The following is a 20,136-nucleotide window of genomic DNA, read 5'->3' on the forward strand; positions in this document are numbered from 1 at the left end:
CTGGGGTTGCTTGTCAAGGCGGGAAAGATGCCTTGACAAGCAACCCCAGACCGCAGGGAGGCTTCGTATCGGGGTGCGGGGGAGGGGCTGGGTGCCTCGCTTGTGGGGTGTGTTGGTTGCGGTGGGGTGGGTGGGGGGTCTCTGCGGATGGGTGAGTTTTTGGGCGGGTGATCTGGATTGTGCGACCTTCGTAGGTGGTGTCTCTGGTCGTCTACTGCTGTGAGGGGGGTGGTGGGAAACGGGCGTTTTTCTGATTTCGGCACATTCCGCTGTGGACAGTGTGGATGAAACGGACTTTGGTCGCACTTGTCCCTTGTGTCGCGATGCGGGGGGCAGATAACGGTTCCGCACGGGAAAGCCGGACGCTTCCCCGGCGGGCGGGGGCAGTCCTAGTCTCGTTCCGGCGGCAGGCGGGGGCGAAGGCCGCGCAACACGAGGGAGTTGCTGTGCGTAGAAGCGTCACCATGTTTCTTTCGCTGGCGGTGGTGGGCGGCTTGGCCGCTTCGCCTGCCGTGGCGTCGGCTCAGGGGCGGGCGGACATTCCGCAATCGCATCCGGCTTGGGCCAATCCGCAGTCCAAGGTGGCCGACACGGCTGCGTCGTCCACAATGGACTTTCGGGTTTACTTGAACATCAAGGACCAGGGCGCGGCCGAGGCCGCCGCGCAGTCGGTGTCCGATCCGAACAGTCGCGGCTACCGGCACTATCTTTCGCCGGACCAGGTGCGGGACCAGTTCGCGGCTTCCGACCAGACGGTGTCTGCGGTAAAGAATTGGCTGTCCGCAAGCGGATTCACCACCGGCGAGGTGCCGTCCAACCGGGCCTACGTCGAGGCGACCGGTACCGCTGACCAGGTGCAGCGCGCGTTCGCCGTGACCCTGGGCAAGTACCAGGTCAAGGGCCAGACGTTGCGGGCGGCGGACAAGGACCTGTCCGTTCCGGCCTCGCTGGCCAAGGACGTGCTCGGCGTCGTCGGCGTCGACCAGGCGACGAACCTGTTCAAACCGGACCACACCGACGGTGCGGACACGCCCGCGACGAAGCAGTCCCGCGTGCAGGGCAGCCCGTCGACCGCGCCGCCCAGCAAGGGATTCCGCAACTCGGGACCGTGCAGCGCCTACTACGGCGAGAAGACCGACACGACTGACCCGGCCTACAACGGCAAGCAGCTCCCGTACGCGCCGTGCGGCTACACGCCCGCGCAGCTGCGTTCGGCGTACGGCTTGGACCAGGTCGCGAAGTTCGGTGCGGACGGTCGCGGCACCACGATCGCCATTGTGGACGCGTTCGCCTCGCCGACGATCTACGCCGACGCGGCGGAGTACGCCAAGCGCAACGACCCGGCGCACCCGCTGACCAAGCAGCAGTTCAAACAGCACATCTTCCCGCCGAACCCGGTGCTCGAGCCGCCGGACCAGTGCGACGCTTCCGGCTGGTACGGCGAGGAAACCCTGGACGTCGAGGCCGCGCACGGGCTCGCGCCGGGCGCGAACATCCTCTACGTCGGCGGGCAGGACTGTGAAGACCTGTCGCTGGACACCGCGCTTAACTACGTCGTCGCGGGGCACAAGGCCGACATCATCTCCAACTCCTACGGCGACACCGGCGAGGACATCCCGGCCGCCGAGGTCAAGGTGTTCAACCAGATCTCGATGCAGGCGGTGCTCGAGGGCATCGGCGTGTACTTCTCCTCCGGCGACAACGGGGACGAGGTCGCGCGGCTGGGCACGCCTTCGCCGGACTTCTCCGCTTCGGCTCCGTGGGTGACCGCGGTCGGCGGCACGTCGCTGGCGGTCGGCCAGGACGGCAAGCGGATCTTCGAAACCGGCTGGGAGACCGGCAAGTCGACGCTGACCGACGGCGCCTACGCCCCGGCGTTCCCGGGCGCGTTCAACGGCGGCGCGGGCGGCGGCACGAGCCGGCTGTTCGGCCAGCCCTTCTACCAGAAGGGAATCGTGCCGGACGCGCTGTCCACGAAGAACCAGACCGGCGGCGCGAAGGGACGCGTGGTCCCGGACATCTCCGCGGTCGCCGACCCGAACACCGGTTTCCTGGTGGGCCAGACGCAGACCTTCCCGGACGGCGTCTACTACGACCAGTACCGGATCGGCGGCACGAGCCTGGCGTCGCCGGTGTTCGCGGGCGTGATGGCGGTGGCCGACAGCCTCGACCACTTCCACCACGGGTTCATCAACCCGGTGCTGTACCAGCTGACGTCGCGCACGTCGGCGATCCACGACGTGCAGCACGTCGACGGCGCGGTGCAGCGCGTGGACTTCGCCAACGGGACCGACGCCGCGGGCGGGCTGAAGACCTCGGCCCGGGTGCTCGACTACCCGAACCTGACGATCCACACGACCAAGGGCTACGACGACGTGACGGGCCTCGGCTCGCCGAACGGAGTGGCGTTCCTGCTGCTGGTGTGACCGAGGGGTGAAGGAAAGTCCGTGAGGGGAACCCTGAGGGAATCTGATTCCCTCAGGGTTCCCCTCACGGCACGTGGACCGGCGGATGTCGCAGTGCGCGGACGGCGGGGGAGCGAAGCGGCGACAGCGCGGCGACGGCGATGAGGATCCCGCCGACGAGGACCACCTGCGGCGCGCCGAACGCGGCGGCGAGCGGTCCGGCCAGCAGTTCGCCGATCGGAATGCCCGCGTAGGAACCGAAATCGTCGAACGCGGCCATCCGCGACAGCAGGTGCCCGGGGATGTTCTCCTGCAACGTCGTGTCCCAGGCGACGCCCATGACGCCCGCGCAGAACCCGGCGACGAACGTCGAGCCCGCCAACAGGACGAACCCCGCGTGCAGGCCGAGCGCGATCAGCGGCAGCACGGTCAGCGCGGCGGCCGCCAGTCCCAGCGGCAGCAGCCGTCGCGGCGCGAGCCGGTACATCACCAGCCCGGACAGCAACGCGCCCGCCGCGCGCACGCTCAGCACCGCGCCCCATCCGGCCGCGCCGATGGTGTCCTGCGCGATGCCCGGCCCGAGCACCAGCCAGCCGCCGGTGAAGACGATGTTGTAGACGGTGAACGCCGTGACCACCCGCCACAGCCACGGGATCCGCCAGAACTGCCGCCAGCCGGCCCGCACGCTGCGCAGCACGCTGGTCTGCTCGGAGTTCTCCACCGCGGGCAGCGTGATCGTCTGGTACAGCAAGGCGGCGAGCACGAACGACACCCCGTCGGCGGCGATCGCCCAGCCGCCGCCGACCGTGCCGACCAGCACCCCGGCGACGGCGGGACCGGCCACCTTGGTGATGTTCCGCCCGGTGGCCAGCAGCGAGTTCGCCTGGCGCAGCGACTCCGGCGGGACGATCTGCGGCACGATCCCGCGCAGCACCGGCGTGGTGAACGCGGTGCAGACCCCGCCGAGGAACTCGGTGACGGCGAGGGCGGGCAGCGAGTAGTTGCCGGTGAGCAGGATGGCCGCGGCGATCAGCTGCGCCGCGCCCGCGCCGAGGTTCGACAGCCGCAGCACGCGGTTGCGCGGGAACTTGTCGCCGACCGCGCCGCCGACGAGCAGGAACCCGAGCAGCGGCACGATCCCGGCGGCGAGCACGATGCCGAGGTCGGTCGGGCTGTGGCTGCTGCCCAGCACCGCGAACGACAGGGCGACCGGGGTCATGGCGCTGCCCAGCAGCGAAACCAGTCGTCCGGTGTAGAAAATGGCGAACGCGCGATGGCGCAGCGGTGTTTCCCCCACCCCGCGATCCTGCCGAGAACGGGTCGGGAACGCCACAGAGTATTGGCGAGGCCGGGCACTGCGGTTCAGACTCACGGGTCAGCCGGGAGAAAGGGTACGAAATGAGCGGGATCGACGCTGAGGTCTTCGGCGGGCGGATGCCGTCCGGAGCAGGGGATTTCGCGATCGAAACGCACGGAATCACCCCGATCCCGCACGCGAACCGGTTCGGCAGGCCGTGGCGGCTCGCGGGCGTGTGGTTCGCGCCGAACCTCACCATGACCGCCGTGTTCACCGGCACCCTCGGCGCGACGCTCGGGCTCGGCTTCACCACCGGGTTCGTCATCGCGCTGATCGGAACCGTGGTCGGTTCGCTGCCGGTCGCGTGGCTGTCCACCTGGGGCCCGCGCACCGGAACCGGTCAGCTGCCGCTCGCGCGGCTCCCGTTCGGCCGCGGCGTCGTGCTGCCCGGCCTGGTGCAATGGCTCGGTTCGATCGCGTGGGACGCGCTGGTCGGGCTGTTCGGCGGCGAGGCGCTGGCCCAGCTCACCGGGCTGCCGTTCTGGGCCGCGGTGCTCGTGGTGCTGGTGCTGCAGTGCACGCTCGGCGTGTTCGGTTACGCGGTGATCCACCGGGTCCAGGCGGTGATGAGCGTGGTGCTGGTTGTCGCATTTGTCGCGCTCGCCGTAAAGGTGGTGCTTGATCACCCGATCACGTTTGCCGATTCCGCGACCGGCGGCGATTTCGCCGGGGCCGTCGTGCTGTTTTCCACCATTACGCTCAGCCTCGCTATTTCGTGGGCGCCCTATGCGTCGGATTTCAGCCGTTACCTGCCTGCTTCGACGCGACCGAGCGGCGTCTTCTGGTTCACGCTGCTCGGCCTGACCGCCTCGTACGCGCTCGGCGAGGGCATCGGCCTCGCGCTCGGTACCGCGCTGGGCGACCAGACCGCGGCTGGGGTGTCGACGCTGCTCGGCGGCGGCGTGCTGGGCGCGGTGGCGTTGCTGGTGATCGCGCTGGCGGCGGTGTCGTCCAACGCGATGAACGACTACAGCGGCTCGCTCGCGCTGCAGACCGTCGGCGTGCGGGTGCGCCGTCCGGTGTCGGCGGTGGTCGTGACGGTGCTGGCGTTCGCGCTGATCCTCTGGATGCACACCGGCGATCTGGCGGCGAAATTCCAGAATGTGCTGCTGGTGGTGAGTTACTGGATCCCGCCGTTCCTCGGGGTCGTCGTGCCGGATTGGCTGCGGCGCACGCGTCGTGGCCGCGAGGTCGATGTGCTCGCTGAGCTGCAGCGTCCGGTCCGCGGCTGGGCCGCGCTGGTCGCGTTCGTGGTGGGCTTCGCGGCGGCGGTGCCGTTCATGAACACGACTGTCTACACCGGACCGGTCGCCGCGGCGCTGCACGGGGCGGACCTGGCTTACTACGCCGGGTTCGTGGTTTCGCTGGTGGCGTACACGCTGCTGCGCGGCCGACGGCCGGTTGACCTCCAGTAAGGTAGAGGTCGCACGCTGGCAGGTGCCTACTTCTGGAGGAACCCATGCCAGTAGCTGTTGTCACCGGAGCTTCCGCCGGGCTGGGCCGGGCGCTCGCCTCGGCTCTCGTCCGTCGCGAATGGACAGTGCTGGGCACCGGACGCGATCCGGGGACGCTGCGCGCCGCCGCGGCGGACCTCGGGTTCACCCCGGTGCCCGGCGACGTCACCGATCCCGCGCACCGCGCCCGGCTCGCCGAAGCCGCCGGACCCCGGCTCGACCTGCTCGTCAACAACGCCAGCACGCTCGGCGCCAGCCCGCTGCCGCCGCTGGCCGAGTACCCGCCGGACGAGCTGGAAACTGTCTTCCGCACCAACGTTTTCGCCCCGCTCGCGCTCGCCCGGCTGCTGTTGCCCGCCCTCGCCGCGGCAACGGGAGTGCTGGTGAACATCAGCTCCGACGCCGCTGTGGAGCCGTACGAGGGCTGGGGCGGTTACGGCTCGGCAAAGGCCGCGCTGGACCACGTGAGCGCGGTGCTGGGCGTGGAAAATCCAGGTATCGCGGTGTATGCGGTCGATCCCGGGGACCTGCGCACGGCCATGCACCAGGCCGCCTTCCCGGGCGAGGACATTTCGGACCGGCCGCTGCCGGAGACCGCGGTACCGGCTTTCCTTCGGCTATTGGAGGAACGTCCGCCGAGCGGCCGGTTTAAAGCAGCGGACCGGCAGGTGCAGTCATGACCGCGCCGCGCACCCGATTCGACCTGGCCGAGGACCGCAGTGCGTCCTCACCGCCCGAAGCGCGCGGCCTCGCTCGCGATGAGGTGCGGCTGCTCGCGGCTGGCCCGGAGAGCGTGCAGCACGCCACTTTCCGTGATCTGGCAGCCTTCCTGAATCCCGGCGATCTGTTGGTAGTCAACACTTCTGGCACGCTGCCCGCCGCCGTCGACGCGGTCCGGGGCGACCGCGTCATCACCGTCCACTTCTCCACCGAACTGGACGACGGCACCTGGGTGGTCGAACTCCGCGCTCCCGGCGGTCCGCTGCTCGACGGCCGTGTGGGAGAGCGCCTCGGCTTGCCCGCTGGGGCGATCGTCACGCTGCAAGAGCCGCACGTCGCCGGCGCGCAACGGTTGTGGCGCGCGAAGATCGAAGTGGAAGGCGAGGTCGCGCGGTATCTCGCGAAGGTCGGTCGGCCGATCCGCTACGGCTATGTCCCGCGCGCGTGGCCGTTGCCGAATTACCAGACCGTGTTCGCGCTCGATCCCGGTTCGGCGGAGATGCCGAGCGCGGCCCGGCCGTTCACCGCGGAGCTGGTGACTCAGCTGGTCTCGCGGGGAGTGCTGTTCGCGCCGATCTTGTTGCACACCGGTGTCTCTTCTCCGGAAGCCGGGGAGCCGCCGTACGGGGAGCGATTTCGCGTTCCGGCGACGACTGCCGCGTTGGTCAATTGGGTGCGTGACCAGGGTGGACGCGTTATCGCAGTAGGGACGACAGCGGTGCGCGCGATCGAATCGGCCGCGAATCCCGGCGGACTCGTCACCGCGGCGGCGGGCTGGACCGAACTCGTGCTCGGTCCGGATCGGCCGGCCCGCGCGGTCGACGGTTTGCTCACTGGACTCCACACGCCCGAGGCGTCTCACCTGCTGCTTCTCGAAGCGGTTGTGGGTCCGGAGCTGGTGCAGCGGGCTTACGACGCGGCGGTGCGACGCGAGTATCTGTGGCACGAGTTCGGCGACGTCTCGCTCCTGACAAGCAGGTGAGGCCCAGGGCTGTCAAGTAATCCCACACAATTTCCCGGGATGCGGATGCATATGCAGTCTCGCGGGTGAACGTGTCATTCTCGCCCCGTTCCGCTGACCGCGAAAGGGCCATTTGTGCGTACATTTCCGCGAACCCGATTGCTCGCTTCCGCACTCGCCGCGCTGACGGTGCTCGGGGCGCTCGCCGGGTGTTCCCGCGCGGACCGCACCGAGGCCGCGACCGACCAGGGCGCCGCCGGGGAGGTGCGCGTCGGCTTCTTCCCGAACGTGACGCACACGCCCGCGCTGATCGGGGTCAAGAAGAACTTCTTCGCGCAGAACCTCGGCGGCACGAAGCTCACGACACAGACGTTCAACGCCGGTCCGTCCGAAGTGAACGCGCTGCTCGGCGGTTCGCTCGACGTAGCGTTCATCGGCTCCGGGCCGGCGATCAACGCCTTCACCAAGTCCAAGGGCGCGATCCAGCTCGTGTCCGGCGCGGTCACCGGCGGCGCGCAGCTGGTGGTGAAACCGGGGATCACGTCGGTCGACCAGCTCAAGGGCAAGACGATCGCGACGCCGCAGCTGGCCAACACCCAGGACGTCGCGCTCAAGAAGTTCCTCGCCGAGAAGAAGCTGACCGGCCAGGTCAACGTGACCAACCTGGACAACCCGAAGACGCTCGACGCGTTCCGCAAGGGCGAGGTCGACGGCGGCTGGCTGCCCGAGCCGTGGTCCTCGCGGCTGGTCACCGACGCGGGCGCGAAGGTGCTGGTCGACGAGAAGTCGTTGTGGCCGGAAGGCCGGTTCCCGACCACCGTCGCGATCGTGCGCGGCGAGTTCCTCAAACAGCACCCGGACACCGTGCGCGCGCTGCTGAAGGGCGAGCTGCAGGCGATCGACTGGGCGAAGAAGAACCCGGCCGAGGCGAAGACCGTGGTCAACGGAGCGCTCAAGGAGCTGTCCGGCAGCTCGCTCAGCCCGGCCGTGCTCGACCGCGCGTTCTCGAACATCGAGCTGACCACCGACCCGGTGCCCGCGCAGTTCCCGCAGCTGGCCAAGGACTCGGTGACCGCGGGCGTGGTCGACAAGGTGGTGGACCTGAAGGGGTTCGCCGATTTCGGCCCGCTCAACGAGGTCCTCAAGGCACAGCAGCTGCCCGCCGTCAACGCGCCCGAACTGGCCAAGTGACGTCCCGACCGGAAGGCGATCCGCGATGACCACCACCCTGGCCCGACCAGTGACCGCCGCCGTGCACCTCGACCGCGTCGGCAAGGTGTTCGGCTCCGCGGGCAACGCGGTGACCGCGCTCGACGGGGTCGACCTGACTGTCGAGCCGGGCGAGTTCGTCTGCCTGCTCGGCGCGTCCGGCTGCGGCAAGAGCACGCTGCTGAACCTCGTCGCCGGTCTCGACCAGCCGTCCGCCGGCGAGATCACTCTCACCACTTCGCGGCCCGCGGTGATGTTCCAGGAGGCCGCGCTGATGCCGTGGCTGACCGCGTCCCGGAACGTGGAACTGCCGCTGCGGCTCGCCGGATTCGGCCGTTCCGAGCGTCGCGGAAAGGCCGCTGAGCTGCTGGATCTGGTGCGGCTGAGCGATGCGGCACGCAAGCGTCCGCACGAGCTGTCCGGCGGGATGCGGCAGCGGGTCGCGCTGGCCCGCGCTTTGGCCGCGACCCACCGCGTCGGCGGTGACGACGGCAACGCGTTGCTGCTCATGGACGAACCGTTCGCGGCGCTCGACGCGATCACCCGCGACGTGCTGCAGGGCGAGCTGCTGCGGGTGTGGCGCAGCACCGGTACTTCGGTGCTGTTCGTGACGCACGACGTGCGCGAGGCTGTCCGGCTTGGACAGCGCGTCGTGCTGCTGTCGTCGCGTCCGGGCCGCGTGGTCCGCGAGTGGCACGACGTCCCGTCCGCGGACGCTGAACTGCTGGCCGAGGAGATCACGGCCGATCTGCGAAAGGTGATCAGCACCCATGCCGCAGCCTGACCAGGCGGCCCCCGACCTCGACGAAGCCGTCGGCGCCGGCCTGGACCGGCTCGACACCCCCACCGGCGCGCGGCCCACGTCGCTGCGCCGTCGCTTTGTGCGCGGATTCCTGCCACCGCTCGGCGCGCTCGTGCTCCTGGTGGTCATCTGGCAGATCCTGTGGGCCGCCGCGTTCTGGCCGGAGACCTCGCTGCCCGCGCCGCTGGACGTCTGGGCCGAGTTCTGGAGCACGGTCACCGACGGTTCGGTGTTCGGCTTCGTCTGGACTTCCGTGCACCGCGCCGCGCTCGGCTTCGCCGCCGGGGTGGTGATCGGGACGCCGCTGGGCATCCTGGTGGCGAAGGTCCGCGTGGTGCGCGCGGCGATCGGTCCGCTGCTGAGCGGGTTGCAGAGCCTGCCGTCGGTGGCCTGGGTGCCCGCCGCGGTGATCTGGTTCGGCATCAACGACGCGGCGATCTACTTCGTCGTGCTGCTCGGCTCGGTCCCGTCGATCGCGAACGGCCTCGTGTCGGGCATCGACCAGATCCCGCCGATCCTGCCGCGCGTCGGCAAGGTGATGGGCGCCGGACGGTTCGCCGCGGCCCGGCACATCCTGCTGCCCGCCGCGCTGCCCGGGTTCCTGGCCGGGCTCAAGCAGGGCTGGGCGTTTTCCTGGCGCTCGCTGATGGCCGCGGAACTGATCGCGCGCTCGCCGAGCCTCGGCGTCGGACTGGGGACGTATTTGAACGACGGGTCCTCGTACAACTCGATGCCCAAGGTGATCGCGGCGATTTTCCTGATTCTGTTCGTCGGGGTGGCGATCGAGCTGATCGTGTTCCGTCCGCTGGAGCGGTCGGTGCTGCGGGCGCGGGGCCTGACGGCGTCACTCTGAGTACCTGCCCGCGCGCGGCCCGGACGCGGCAGACAGAATGCCGACCATGACCTCCGGGCTTTTCGCGATCGCCTCCGTGCTCGTGTTCGTCGTACGGTTCGCGCGCGAGCCGCGGCGGGTCGGCAACGCGGTGTGGTTCCTGGTCGCGCTCGGGTTCACCGGCCTGTGGCTGCTGACGTTTTTCAACCACGTCGAATGGGCGCAGATCGCGATCATCGCGGCGGTGATGATCATCGGCGGGCTCGCCGGGCTGGCGCTGCCGTGGGCCTTGATCGCGAACGGCGTCGTGATGCTGCGGCGCGAAGGACGGCGGCTGGCGAACCTGCTTTCGCTGCTGGCCGGGCTGGGTTTGCTCGCGGTGTATGCCCTCGCGGTGAGTTCGCTCGTCTTCGACGATCAGCCATTGCTGCGGGTGACCGCGATGGCGGTGCTGTTCGTGACGGGATATTTGGCGTTCCTGTTCACGGCTTTGCTGCTGTACTCGATCCTCTACAGCCGGACCACCCGCCGCGCTCGCGCTGGCGCGGTGGTCGTTCTCGGCGCGGGGCTGCAGGGTGACCGGGTGCCGCCGCTGCTGGCCAGCCGGCTCGACCGCGCGGTGCAGGTGCGGGAGCGGTCGCCGGGAGCGTTGCTGGTGGTGTCCGGCGGTCAGGGCGCGGACGAACTGACATCCGAGGCGGACGCGATGGCGCGGTACCTGATCGAGGCTGGGGTTTCTCCGGAGCAGGTGGTGCTGGAGGACCGTGCGACGACTACCAGCGAGAACCTGCGGTTCAGTGTGGCTTTGCTTGCGGAGCGCGGGTTTTCCGGCCCGATCCTCGCCGTGACGAACAACTACCACGTGTTCCGCACGGCGGTCTTGGCACGGCAATTGGGGTTGCGGCTCAACGTGATCGGGGCGAAGACGGCGTCGTATTTCGTGCCTAGCGCGTTCTTGCGCGAGTTTGTGGCGTTGCTGCTGCAGTATCGGAAGACGAACGCGGCTGCGTTGTTGCTTCTGGGAGTGGGGCCGTTTTTGTTGTTCTTGTCCGCGTAGCGACCGTGCAGAGCAGATCGCCGTGCCGCGCCGGGAACTCACGGCACGGCGATCTCGTCGTCAGCGAACCAACGCGCAGGAGTTGCGCTGCGCCTCGACGTCGGAGAACTGCTGCCACCCGCCGTCGCCGATCGCCGTCGGGCCGGGGGCCCAGGTGTCGCTGTGGGGCAGGTAGCGGTACCAGCGCAGTTCGCCCTGGTCAGTCACGGTGTAGAGGACGTCCGCGCCCGCGGAGGTGATGCGGGTGAACGCGTTCCAGCCGCCGTTGCCGACGAGTTTCCTCTCCTGCGCCCACTTGTGCCCGGCCTCGTCCCAGGCGTAGCGGTAGAGGAAGCCGTCGGTGCTGCGGGCGTAGAGCACGCCGTCGCCGCCGCCGGTGATGAGGTTGTAGGAATTCCAGCCGGTGCCGAGGGTTTCGGTCGCCCAGGTCTTGGCCGCGTTGTCGTAGCGGCGGCGGGAAAGCGAGCCGTCCGGGTTGACGACGTAGATGTCGCCGCGGCTGTCGATGGTGACGCGGTTGTGGTTGGCCGGATCGTCGAACCCGGTCCAGCCGGTGGCGACGCCGGTGCGCGAGTCGGCCGTCCAGTCGGTGCCGTTCCACTGGTAGCGGTAGACGTCGCCGTTCGCGCGGATGCCGTAGACCAGGCCGTCGGGTCCGGCGAGGAGGCGGACGTAGCCGTTCCAGCCGCCGGTGCCGATCGTGGACTGCTGGGGAGCCATCGGCCCGCCGTCGGCCGGGTTCGGGTGGGTGTAGAGCTGCAGGTCGCTGGTGACGGCGAAGAGCGGAACCGTTGCCTGGCACTGGATCGCCAGCTCGGGAGCCTGCGCGCGAATCCAGTCGACGAGGTCGTCAGTGCGGGTTTCGACGCTGCCCTGGCGGGTTTCAGTGACGGCGAGACAGCCGTGCTGCCACGATCGCGAGCTGATCCCGGCGAGTTCGGGAGTATTGCCCGCCGTGGTGCGGATCGCCGGGCCGCCCGCGTCGCCGAGGCAGGTGTCGTGCCCGTTGGCGTTGGTGAGGCTAAAAGTGGTGGCGGCGACCGACGCGGTGGTGAAGGGCGAGGTCGTGGCCTTGTCCGGAACCCAAGTGTCCGACGTACGGCCAAATCCGGCGACGGTGAGCGTTTCGCCCGCCGCGGGCGCGGTGCGGCCTAGCGCGATCGGAGTGACGTTGGTGATCGGGGTGGCGAGCTTGACCAGCGCGAGATCCCGGTCCGGCCGGGGAATCAGGGTCGCGGCCTTCGCGGTGGTGCCGCCAGCCGTGATGGTGACTGGGCTGGTCGGCGTCCCGGATCCGGCGGGAACGCAACCGCCGGCGGTGACGATCCACTGCGGTCCGAGGAGGACGCCGCTGCAGCCGTGCCCGTCGGCGGCGACGCGAACGACGAAGTCGAAAACCTTGTCGGGGACGGGGGTTCCACCGCTGATAGCGCTCGCGGAAGGCGCGAGCAGCAGACCTGCCGCGATGGCGGTCGAAGCCGCGACGGCCATCCTGAGGCGTGGGGGAGTAGTCACGGCAACGTTATCGAGCGCGGGGCGGGGGCATTACTGGGAGGCGCCGATGAGCGGGAGTTGCCGTTCGGGGTTCCGCGCCGATCTTCCTCCTTCGAGGAGGACGTTCCGGCGGGGAATGACGTTCTGCAAGGCGTTGGCGATCGCCGCGGTGTGCGTGCGCGAGGGGAAACCGGCGCGAGCCCGGAGAAAGAAGCTGCCGGAGGAGACATCCCGCGGGATTACAGCATGACGGACGAAATCGCGGGCGTGCGACGCCGATCCGGAGAACGTCTTCCTCCGTACAGCAAAGCGGGCCGGGGACTGAACAAGCTCGTCCCCGACCCGCCTAAAGCAAAACTCAGGACTCCGACTGCCGCCGTCCGGCCGAACCGTTGCGGCGGTTCCGCGGCGGCTGGCCCGATCCGCGACGGTCGGCACCGGCAGCGCGGCGGCCGGCACCCTCCGCGCCTCGGCGACCGGCGCCCGTACCGCGGCGCTGGTCCTCCCGGCGAGCCTGACCTGGCTGCCGCTCCGTGGAACGAGCCTCGCTGCCCTGCCGGGGCCCGCCACGCCCGCCACCGGAGCGGCGGGGCTGCGAACCGGTCCGGGCGCCGAGCCCGCCCCGGTTTTCCGAAGGCGCGCCACGACGTCGGCCGGTGCCCGGCGCAGCACCGGCAGCGGTCACCGTCTTCGGACGGTTGTCCACCACCGGACGGCGCGGCGACGCGGTGAACGAGCGGTCGCCCGGAGCCAGTTCGGCCAGCAGCGGGTGCGAAGGCGAGATCCGCGTGGTGGTCGGCGAGATGCCCGCCTTCCGGGTCAGCGCGCGGACGTCCGAGACCTGCTCGTCGGTCATCAGCGTCACCACGGTGCCCGACGCGCCCGCGCGCGCGGTGCGGCCGGAGCGGTGCAGATACGCCTTGTGCTCGACCGGCGGGTCGGCGTGGATCACGAGCGTCACGTCGTCCACGTGGATGCCGCGGGCGGCGATGTCCGTGGCCACCAGGGTCTTCGCGGTGCCCGAGGAGAACGCTTCCAGGTTGCGCGTGCGCGCGTTCTGGCCGAGGTTGCCGTGCAGTTCGACCGCCGGGACGCCGCTCGCGACGAGTTTGCGGGTGAGGGCCTTCGCGCGGTGCTTCGTGCGGGTGAAGACCAGGGTGCGGCCCGGAGCCGCGGTCAGGTCGACCAGCACCGGCAGGCGGTGGGTTTCCTCGAGGTGCAGCACGTGGTGCGTCATCGTCGAGACCGGGGACTGCGCCGAGTCGACGCTGTGCAGCATCGGGTCGTTCATGAAGCGCTTCGCCAGCACGTCGATGCCGTTGTCGAGCGTCGCGGAGAACAGCATGCGCTGGCCGCGCTCGGGGGTCGCCGCCATGATGCGGCGGACCTCGGGCAGGAAGCCCAGGTCGGCCATGTGGTCGGCCTCGTCGAGCACGGTGATCTCGATTTTGTCCAGCTTCGCCTCGCCGGAGCGCATGTGGTCGGCGAGACGGCCCGGGCAGGCGACGACGATGTCGACGCCGTCGCGCAGGCGGGTGATCTGCGGGTTCGCGCTCACGCCGCCGAAGATGGTGGTGGCTTTGAGGCCGAGCGGACGCGCCAGCGGCACGATCGCGGCCTCGATCTGGGTGGCCAGTTCGCGCGTCGGCGCGAGGATCAGCGCCCGCGGCCTGCCGGGGCGCCGCCGCGTCGGGCCCGCGGCGAGGCGGGCCAGCACGGGCAGCACGAAGCCGTAGGTCTTGCCGGAGCCGGTGCGGCCGCGGCCGAGCACGTCCCGGCCCGCGAGCGTGTGCGGGAGCGTGGCGGCCTGGATCGGGAAGGGCTCGGTGACGCCCTGCGCGGCGAGCGCGTCGACAAGGGGCTTGGGCAGGCCGAGTTCAGTGAAAGTCGTCATGGGTTGGTGCGGACGCGAAAGCGTCCCGTATCTCCGTACGTAGCGCGGTTGTCCTGCCCGGCGCGGCCTCGGGTGGCTGCGGCGCGTGGTCGTCGACAACAGTGAGACGCGGCCCGAGGCAGAACTGAGCGGACCGCGTCGTCCACTATACCGGCCCAAGATCCGGCGGGCTACGTGATATCGCCCGCAGGCCGCCACGCGCGAACCGACGAAGCGGGTGCGCGATGTTCGTTCGTTTCCACCATCGCCGCCGCGCCGGCGGGTGCGAGGCTGGCCGCATGAGCGCAGACGAACTCCGGGGACTGCTGGGCGAATGGGCGCGGGAGGCGGGAGTCCCCGGCGTCTCGGCCGGAATTCTCCACGAGGGCAAGGAAACCCTGCTGACCGCCGGAGTGTCCAGTGTGGACACCGGCGCGCCGGTGGACGACGGCACGCTGTTCATGATCGGCTCCACCAGCAAGACGTTCGCCGCCGCCGCGGTGCTCGTGCTGGTCGAGGACGGGCTGCTCGAACTGGACCGGCCGGTGGTCGAGTACCTCCCGGACCTGCGGCTCGCCGATCCGCTCGCGACCAAGACCGTCACGCTGCGCCACCTCCTCACGCACTCCTCCGGTTTCCTCGGCGACATCGAGGTCGACACCGGCTGGGGCGACGACGCGCTCGACCGCGCGGTGCGGCAGTTCGACGAGCTGCCGCAGATATTCCCCGTCGGCGAGGTGGTCTCGTACTGCAACGCCGGATTCCTGCTGGCCGGACGGGTCGCGGAGGCGGTTTCCGGCGGCACCTACGAGGACCTGGTCCGCACCCGGCTGCTGGAGCCGCTCGGCATGACGGACTCGTACTTCCAGCCCTGGGAGGTGCTGACCCGGCGGCACGCGGTCGGGCACGCGCTGCGCGAGGACGGCCCGGCGGTCGCGCACACCGTCGGCATCTCCCGAGCCGAAGCACCGGCTGGCGGCCTCTGGTCGACCGCCCGTGACCAGCTGAAATGGGCCCGGTTCCAGCTGAGCGGCGCGGAGGTGCTGAGCGACGAGACCCGCCGCCTGATGCACGCCGCGCAGCGCGAGGGCGCGCTGCCGTTCGAGGAGATCGGGCTGTCCTGGCTGCGGCTGAGCCACGGCGACACGCAGCTGGTGCGGCATGGCGGCAACATCAGCAACCTGCAGCTGTCGGAGTTCGTCATGGCGCCGAGCGAGGACCTCGCGGTCACCGTGCTCACCAACAGCGCGGGCGGCGGCGCGCTCGGCCCGCGGGTGGTCGACTGGTGCCTGGAGAACGTGGCTGACCTGCCAAAACTGGACGATCGCCCGCCCAGGGCGATCGACCCGGGCGACTGCCCTGGGCGGTACCGGACGGGCTCGCTCCTCTTTGAGATCACCGAACGCGACGGCTCGCTCTGGGCGCAGATGATCCTCGACACCGACGATCCGGACATCCTCTCGGCCCCGCCGTTCGAGGTCGTCTTCGTCGCCGACGACGTGCTCGCCCGCGCCTCGGACACCCGCAGGCCGAGCGCGCGTTTCCGGCGCGACGACCACGGCCGGGTGGACGCGGTGGAGTTCGGCGGCCGCACCGCGCTAAAGTTACCGGGCAGTAATATCGGCTGACCTGGAGATGCGATGAGCGAAACGGCGACAGCGCTGCTGAACCCGCGCGACTACGACGCCCGGAAGTTCGACCCGGAGACCCAGCGGCTGCTGCGGGCGACGATCGACTGGTTCGAAGCGCGCGGCAAGCGCCGTCTCGCGCAGGCGTATCACGACCGCGAGTTCTACTCCGACTTCCTGGAGTTCGCGGGCAAGGAAGGGCTGTTCGCCACCTTCCTCACCCCGGCCGCGGATTCGGACGGCGACTCCGAGAAGCGCTGGGACACCAGCCGGATCGCCGCGCTGGCGGAGATCCTCGGCTTCTATGGCCTCAACTACTGGTACCCGTTCCAGGTCACCGTTCTCGGCCTCGGACCGGTGTGGCAGAGCGGGAACGCGGCCGCCCGCAAGCGTGCCGCGGAAGCGCTGGCCGAGGGCGGGGTAGGCGCGTTCGGACTGTCCGAAAAGGAGCACGGCGCGGACATCTACTCGTCCGACCTCGTGCTCACCCCGGACGGCGAGGGCGGCTACCGCGCCAACGGGTCGAAGTACTACATCGGCAACGGAAACTGCGCGCGCACGGTTTCGGTGTTCGGCCGGATCGAGGGCGTCGAAGGACCCGAGCAGTACGTGTTCTTCTACGCCGATTCCGAGCACCCGAACTACCACGTCGTGAAGAACATCGTGCCGTCGCAGATGTACGTCGCGGAGTTCCGGCTCGAGGACTACCCGGTGCGCGCCGAGGACATCCTCCACACCGGACCGGAAGCCTTCAGCGCCGCGCTGAACACGGTCAACATCGGCAAGTTCAACCTGTGCTTCGGCGGCATCGGGATGGCGACGCATTCGCTGTACGAGGCGATCACGCACGCGCAGAACCGGATCCTGTACGGCAACCCGGTCACGGATTTCCCGCACGTGCGCCGCGAATTCGTCGAGGCCTACGCGCGGCTGACCGGGATGAAACTGTTCTCCGACCGTGCGATCGACTACTTCCGCTCGGCGAACCAGCAGGACCGCCGCTACCTGCTGTACAACCCGATCACCAAGATGAAGGTGACCACCGAGGCGCAGAAGGTGATCGGACTGGTCGCGGATGTCGTGGCGGCCAAGGGTTTCGAGGCCGACACCTACCTCGCGATGGCCAAGAACGACATCGACGGCCTGCCCAAGCTGGAGGGCACGGTCGCGGTGAACCTCGCGCTGATCGCGAAGTTCATGCCCGCGTACCTGTTCGCGCCGCAGGAATACCCGGCGGTGCCGACCCGCGACGACGCCTCCGGCGACGATTTCCTGTTCCGCCAGGGCCCCGCGCGCGGACTGTCGAAGATCCGTTTCCACGACTGGAAACCGGCGTACGAGAACGCGAAGCACCTGCCGAACGTCGCCCGGTTCACCGAACAGGCCGGCGTGCTGGTGCGGTTGCTTTCCGAGGCGACGCCCGACGAGGCGCAGCAGAAGGACCTGGACTTCGGCCTGGCGCTGACCGAACTGTTCACCCTCGTCGTGTACGGGCAGCTGATCCTGGAGCAGGCCGAGCTGACCGGCGTGCCAGACGATGTGCTGGACCAGCTGTTCGCCGTGCTGGTGCAGGACTTCAGCGTCGCCGCGGTCGATCTGCACGGCAAGCCGAGTTCCACCGAGAAGCAGCAGGAGCTGGCACTGGCCGGGCTGCGGAAGCCGGTGGTGGACGCCGAACGGTTCGAGCGGGTGTGGGCGATCGTGCGGGATCTTTCCGGCGCGTACGAGATGAATCCCTGAGTCAGGACAACGGAAAACGGCCTCCCGGACAGTCCGGGAGGCCGTTTTCCGTTTGGGCTACTTGCCGAATCCGGCCCGCCGGAGCGCGTCCGCCATCGAGCCGTTGCCGCCGGAATCGCGACGGTCCCGGCCGCCGCCACCGCGCTGCTGCGGCTGGTTCCGGCGCTGACCGCCGCCGCCCTGACCGCCCTGACCACCTTGGCCACGATCACGGCCGCCGCCACCGCCGCGGTTGTTGCCCGCGCCGGGCTCGTCGTCCAGGCGCAGGGTCAGCGAGATCCGCTTGCGCGGCACGTCGACCTCCAGCACCTTCACCTTGACGATGTCGCCCGGCTTCACGACGTCGCGCGGGTCCTTCACGAAGTTCTTCGACAGCGCCGAAACGTGCGCGAGGCCGTCCTGGTGCACGCCGACGTCGATGAACGCGCCGAACGCCGCCACGTTCGTCACCACGCCCTCCAGCCGCATACCCGGCTTGAGGTCGCCGATCTTCTCGACGCCCTCGGCGAAGGTCGCGGTCTTGAACGCCGGACGCGGGTCGCGGCCCGGCTTCTCCAGCTCGGACAGGATGTCGGTGACCGTCGGGAGACCGAAGGTTTCGTCGACGAACTCGGTGGGCTTGAGCGCCTGCAGGGTCCGCGCGTTGCCGATCAGCTCGCGGATGCCGCTGCCGGTGCGGTCGAGGATCCGCCGCACCACCGGGTACGCCTCCGGGTGCACCGAGGACGCGTCGAGCGGGTCGTCGCCGTCCGGGATGCGGAGGAAGCCCGCGCACTGTTCGAACGCCTTCGGGCCCAGCCGCGCGACGTCCTTGAGGGCGGTCCGCGAGCGGAACGGGCCGTTGGAGTCGCGGTGCGCCACGATGTTCTCCGCGAGCGACGTCGTAATACCCGAAACCCGGGTCAGCAGCGGCGTCGAAGCGGTGTTCACGTCCACGCCGACCGCGTTCACGCAGTCCTCGACCACCGCGTCCAGCGAACGCGAAAGCGACACCTCGGACAGGTCGTGCTGGTACTGGCCGACGCCGATCGACTTCGGGTCGATCTTCACCAGTTCGGCCAGCGGGTCCTGCAGCCGGCGCGCGATCGAGACCGCGCCGCGCAGCGAGACGTCCATGCCGGGCAGTTCCTGCGAAGCGAACGCCGACGCCGAGTACACCGAAGCGCCCGCCTCGGACACGACGGCCTTGGTGAGCTTCAGCTCCGGGTGCTTCTTGATCAGCTCGATGGCCAGCTTGTCGGTCTCGCGCGAGGCGGTGCCGTTGCCGATCGAGATCAGGTCGACGTTGTGCTTCCCGGCCAGCACGGCCAGTTCGGCGATCGACTGGTCCCATTTGTTCGCCGGCTGGTGCGGGTAGATCACGTGGGTGTCGACGACCTTGCCGGTCGCGTCGACCACGGCCACCTTCACGCCGGTGCGGAAGCCCGGGTCGAGGCCCATCGTCGCGCGGGTGCCCGCCGGGGCGGCCAGCAGCAGATCGCGCAGGTTCGCCGCGAACACGCGCACGGCGTCGTCCTCGGCCGACTGGCGCAGCCGCATCCGCAGGTCGATGCCCAGGTGCAGGAGGATCTTCGTGCGCCAGGCCCAGCGCACGGTGTCGCCGAGCCACTTGTCCGCCGGGCGGTCCTGCTGGCTGATCCCGAACCGGGCGGCGATGCGCTGCTCGTACTCGGTCGGGCCGACGCGGACCGGGGCGTCCTCGGCGACCGGTTCGGAAGGCTCCATCGTGAGGTCGAGGATCTCTTCCTTCTCGCCGCGGAGCATCGCGAGGATCCGGTGCGAGGGGAGCTTGGTGTAGGGCTCGGAGAAGTCGAAGTAGTCGGAGAACTTGGCCCCGTCGGTCTCCTTGCCGGCGCGGACCTTCGACGTCAGGTGACCCTCGGTCCACATCTTCTCGCGCAGCTCGCCGATCAGGTCGGCGTCCTCGGCGAAGCGCTCGACCAGGATGGCGCGCGCACCGTCGAGGGCGGCCTGCGCGTCGGCGATGCCCTTGTCGGCGTCGATGAACACCGCGGCGGCCGCCTGCGGGTCGGTCGACGGGTCGCTCAGCAGGCCGTCGGCCAGCGGCTCCAGACCGGCCTCGCGGGCGATCTGCGCCTTGGTCCGCCGCTTCGGCTTGTAGGGCAGGTAGATGTCCTCCAGCCGCGACTTCGTGTCCGCGGCGAGGATCTGCGCCTCGAGCGCCTCGTCCAGCTTGCCCTGGCTCCGGATGGACTCCAGGACCGCGCCGCGGCGCTCGTCGAGCTCGCGCAGGTAGCGCAGCCGCTCCTCGAGCGTGCGCAGCTGCGCGTCGTCCAGCTCTCCGGTGACTTCCTTGCGGTACCGGGCGATGAACGGCACCGTGGACCCCTCGTCGAGGAGGGTCACGGCGGCCTTGACCTGCCCTTCGCGCACCCCCAGCTCTTCGGCGATCCGCTGCTCGACCGACTGCACGCTCAAAACCAGGCTCCTGCTTCGTCTCGGGTTGCTCCGAGCCTGCATTGTGCCGCTGCCCGCCCGGCCCGCTGCGGATGGCCCGCCGAAGCACCTCCGGAAGTTCCTTGACATCCGTATTGGTCTAGTCCATTTTGAGGTGATCTGGCTCACTGCCCATGCGGAGGTCTG

General features: G+C 69.7%; 14 protein-coding genes. 10 read left to right on the top strand and 4 right to left on the bottom strand.

Annotated features, from left to right (window positions below; translation table 11 throughout):
• Positions 1 to 446: 446 nt before the first annotated feature.
• Positions 447 to 2,426: a S53 family peptidase gene (locus ACZ7SW_RS12375; RefSeq protein WP_470230486.1), complete on the top strand. Its 1,980-nt coding sequence runs from the start codon at positions 447 to 449 to the stop codon at positions 2,424 to 2,426.
• Between the two features lie 64 nt (positions 2,427 to 2,490).
• Here ACZ7SW_RS12375 and ACZ7SW_RS12380 read toward each other — a convergent pair whose 3' ends face one another.
• Positions 2,491 to 3,702 (bottom strand): MFS transporter, encoded by a 1,212-nt coding sequence (locus tag ACZ7SW_RS12380; RefSeq protein WP_470230487.1) that lies wholly within the window; start codon positions 3,700 to 3,702, stop codon positions 2,491 to 2,493.
• A 101-nt stretch (positions 3,703 to 3,803) separates the two neighbouring features.
• Between ACZ7SW_RS12380 and ACZ7SW_RS12385 the strand changes: the two genes are divergently transcribed.
• From ACZ7SW_RS12385 to ACZ7SW_RS12415, 7 genes are all read left to right on the top strand, one after another.
• The gene (locus ACZ7SW_RS12385; protein ID WP_470230488.1) at positions 3,804 to 5,177 is read left to right on the top strand and encodes a purine-cytosine permease family protein; all 1,374 of its coding nucleotides are present in this window, start codon (positions 3,804 to 3,806) and stop codon (positions 5,175 to 5,177) included.
• Positions 5,178 to 5,221: 44 nt separating this feature from the next.
• The gene (locus ACZ7SW_RS12390; protein WP_470230489.1) at positions 5,222 to 5,896 is read left to right on the top strand and encodes an SDR family NAD(P)-dependent oxidoreductase; all 675 of its coding nucleotides are present in this window, start codon (positions 5,222 to 5,224) and stop codon (positions 5,894 to 5,896) included.
• On the top strand, positions 5,893 to 6,918 hold the full coding sequence (locus ACZ7SW_RS12395) for an S-adenosylmethionine:tRNA ribosyltransferase-isomerase (protein ID WP_470230490.1): 1,026 nt from the start codon (positions 5,893 to 5,895) through the stop codon (positions 6,916 to 6,918). The genes ACZ7SW_RS12390 and ACZ7SW_RS12395 overlap by 4 nt, the downstream gene beginning before the upstream one ends.
• Before the next feature lie 114 nt (positions 6,919 to 7,032).
• Complete coding sequence (locus ACZ7SW_RS12400; RefSeq protein ID WP_470230491.1) at positions 7,033 to 8,088, top strand: ABC transporter substrate-binding protein; 1,056 nt, start codon at positions 7,033 to 7,035, stop codon at positions 8,086 to 8,088.
• Between the two features lie 25 nt (positions 8,089 to 8,113).
• On the top strand, positions 8,114 to 8,890 hold the full coding sequence (locus ACZ7SW_RS12405; protein ID WP_470230492.1) for an ABC transporter ATP-binding protein: 777 nt from the start codon (positions 8,114 to 8,116) through the stop codon (positions 8,888 to 8,890).
• Positions 8,877 to 9,761, top strand: coding sequence for an ABC transporter permease (locus tag ACZ7SW_RS12410; protein WP_470230493.1), 885 nt, complete (start codon positions 8,877 to 8,879; stop codon positions 9,759 to 9,761). The genes ACZ7SW_RS12405 and ACZ7SW_RS12410 overlap by 14 nt, the downstream gene beginning before the upstream one ends.
• 46 nt (positions 9,762 to 9,807) lie before the next feature.
• A complete protein-coding gene (locus tag ACZ7SW_RS12415; protein WP_470230494.1) occupies positions 9,808 to 10,797 on the top strand; it encodes a YdcF family protein in 990 nt (329 codons plus the stop codon).
• A 60-nt stretch (positions 10,798 to 10,857) separates the two neighbouring features.
• On the opposite strand, the gene ACZ7SW_RS12420 is transcribed toward ACZ7SW_RS12415, so the two are convergent.
• Both ACZ7SW_RS12420 and ACZ7SW_RS12425 read right to left on the bottom strand, forming a co-directional pair.
• On the bottom strand, positions 10,858 to 12,312 hold the full coding sequence (locus ACZ7SW_RS12420; protein WP_470230495.1) for a tachylectin-related carbohydrate-binding protein: 1,455 nt from the start codon (positions 12,310 to 12,312) through the stop codon (positions 10,858 to 10,860).
• A gap of 337 nt (positions 12,313 to 12,649) precedes the next feature.
• Positions 12,650 to 14,185: a DEAD/DEAH box helicase gene (locus ACZ7SW_RS12425; protein WP_470230496.1), complete on the bottom strand. Its 1,536-nt coding sequence runs from the start codon at positions 14,183 to 14,185 to the stop codon at positions 12,650 to 12,652.
• Between the two features lie 278 nt (positions 14,186 to 14,463).
• Here ACZ7SW_RS12425 and ACZ7SW_RS12430 point away from each other — a divergent pair, with 278 nt between their 5' ends.
• Together ACZ7SW_RS12430 and ACZ7SW_RS12435 are read left to right on the top strand one after the other, a co-directional pair.
• A complete protein-coding gene (locus ACZ7SW_RS12430; RefSeq protein ID WP_470230497.1) occupies positions 14,464 to 15,792 on the top strand; it encodes a serine hydrolase domain-containing protein in 1,329 nt (442 codons plus the stop codon).
• Between the two features lie 12 nt (positions 15,793 to 15,804).
• Positions 15,805 to 17,532: an acyl-CoA dehydrogenase gene (locus tag ACZ7SW_RS12435; protein WP_470230498.1), complete on the top strand. Its 1,728-nt coding sequence runs from the start codon at positions 15,805 to 15,807 to the stop codon at positions 17,530 to 17,532.
• A gap of 57 nt (positions 17,533 to 17,589) precedes the next feature.
• Here ACZ7SW_RS12435 and ACZ7SW_RS12440 read toward each other — a convergent pair whose 3' ends face one another.
• A complete protein-coding gene (locus ACZ7SW_RS12440) occupies positions 17,590 to 20,013 on the bottom strand; it encodes a Tex family protein (protein ID WP_470230499.1) in 2,424 nt (807 codons plus the stop codon).
• Between the last annotated feature and the right edge of the window lie 123 nt (positions 20,014 to 20,136).

The sequence above is a fragment of the Amycolatopsis sp. NPDC114484 genome (genome assembly GCF_055633755.1).

Bases quoted from the DNA above. Each gene is read 5' to 3' on its own strand.
- ACZ7SW_RS12440 (WP_470230499.1), bottom strand. From the start codon at position 20,013: ATGCAGGCTCGGAGCAACCCGAGACGAAGCAGGAGCCTGGTTTTGAGC.
- ACZ7SW_RS12425 (WP_470230496.1), bottom strand. From the start codon at position 14,185: ATGACGACTTTCACTGAACTCGGCCTGCCCAAGCCCCTTGTCGACGCG.
- ACZ7SW_RS12385 (WP_470230488.1), top strand. From the start codon at position 3,804: ATGAGCGGGATCGACGCTGAGGTCTTCGGCGGGCGGATGCCGTCCGGA.
- ACZ7SW_RS12395 (WP_470230490.1), top strand. From the start codon at position 5,893: ATGACCGCGCCGCGCACCCGATTCGACCTGGCCGAGGACCGCAGTGCG.
- ACZ7SW_RS12410 (WP_470230493.1), top strand. From the start codon at position 8,877: ATGCCGCAGCCTGACCAGGCGGCCCCCGACCTCGACGAAGCCGTCGGC.
- ACZ7SW_RS12405 (WP_470230492.1), top strand. From the start codon at position 8,114: ATGACCACCACCCTGGCCCGACCAGTGACCGCCGCCGTGCACCTCGAC.
- ACZ7SW_RS12390 (WP_470230489.1), top strand. From the start codon at position 5,222: ATGCCAGTAGCTGTTGTCACCGGAGCTTCCGCCGGGCTGGGCCGGGCG.
- ACZ7SW_RS12415 (WP_470230494.1), top strand. From the start codon at position 9,808: ATGACCTCCGGGCTTTTCGCGATCGCCTCCGTGCTCGTGTTCGTCGTA.
- ACZ7SW_RS12430 (WP_470230497.1), top strand. From the start codon at position 14,464: ATGAGCGCAGACGAACTCCGGGGACTGCTGGGCGAATGGGCGCGGGAG.
- ACZ7SW_RS12435 (WP_470230498.1), top strand. From the start codon at position 15,805: ATGAGCGAAACGGCGACAGCGCTGCTGAACCCGCGCGACTACGACGCC.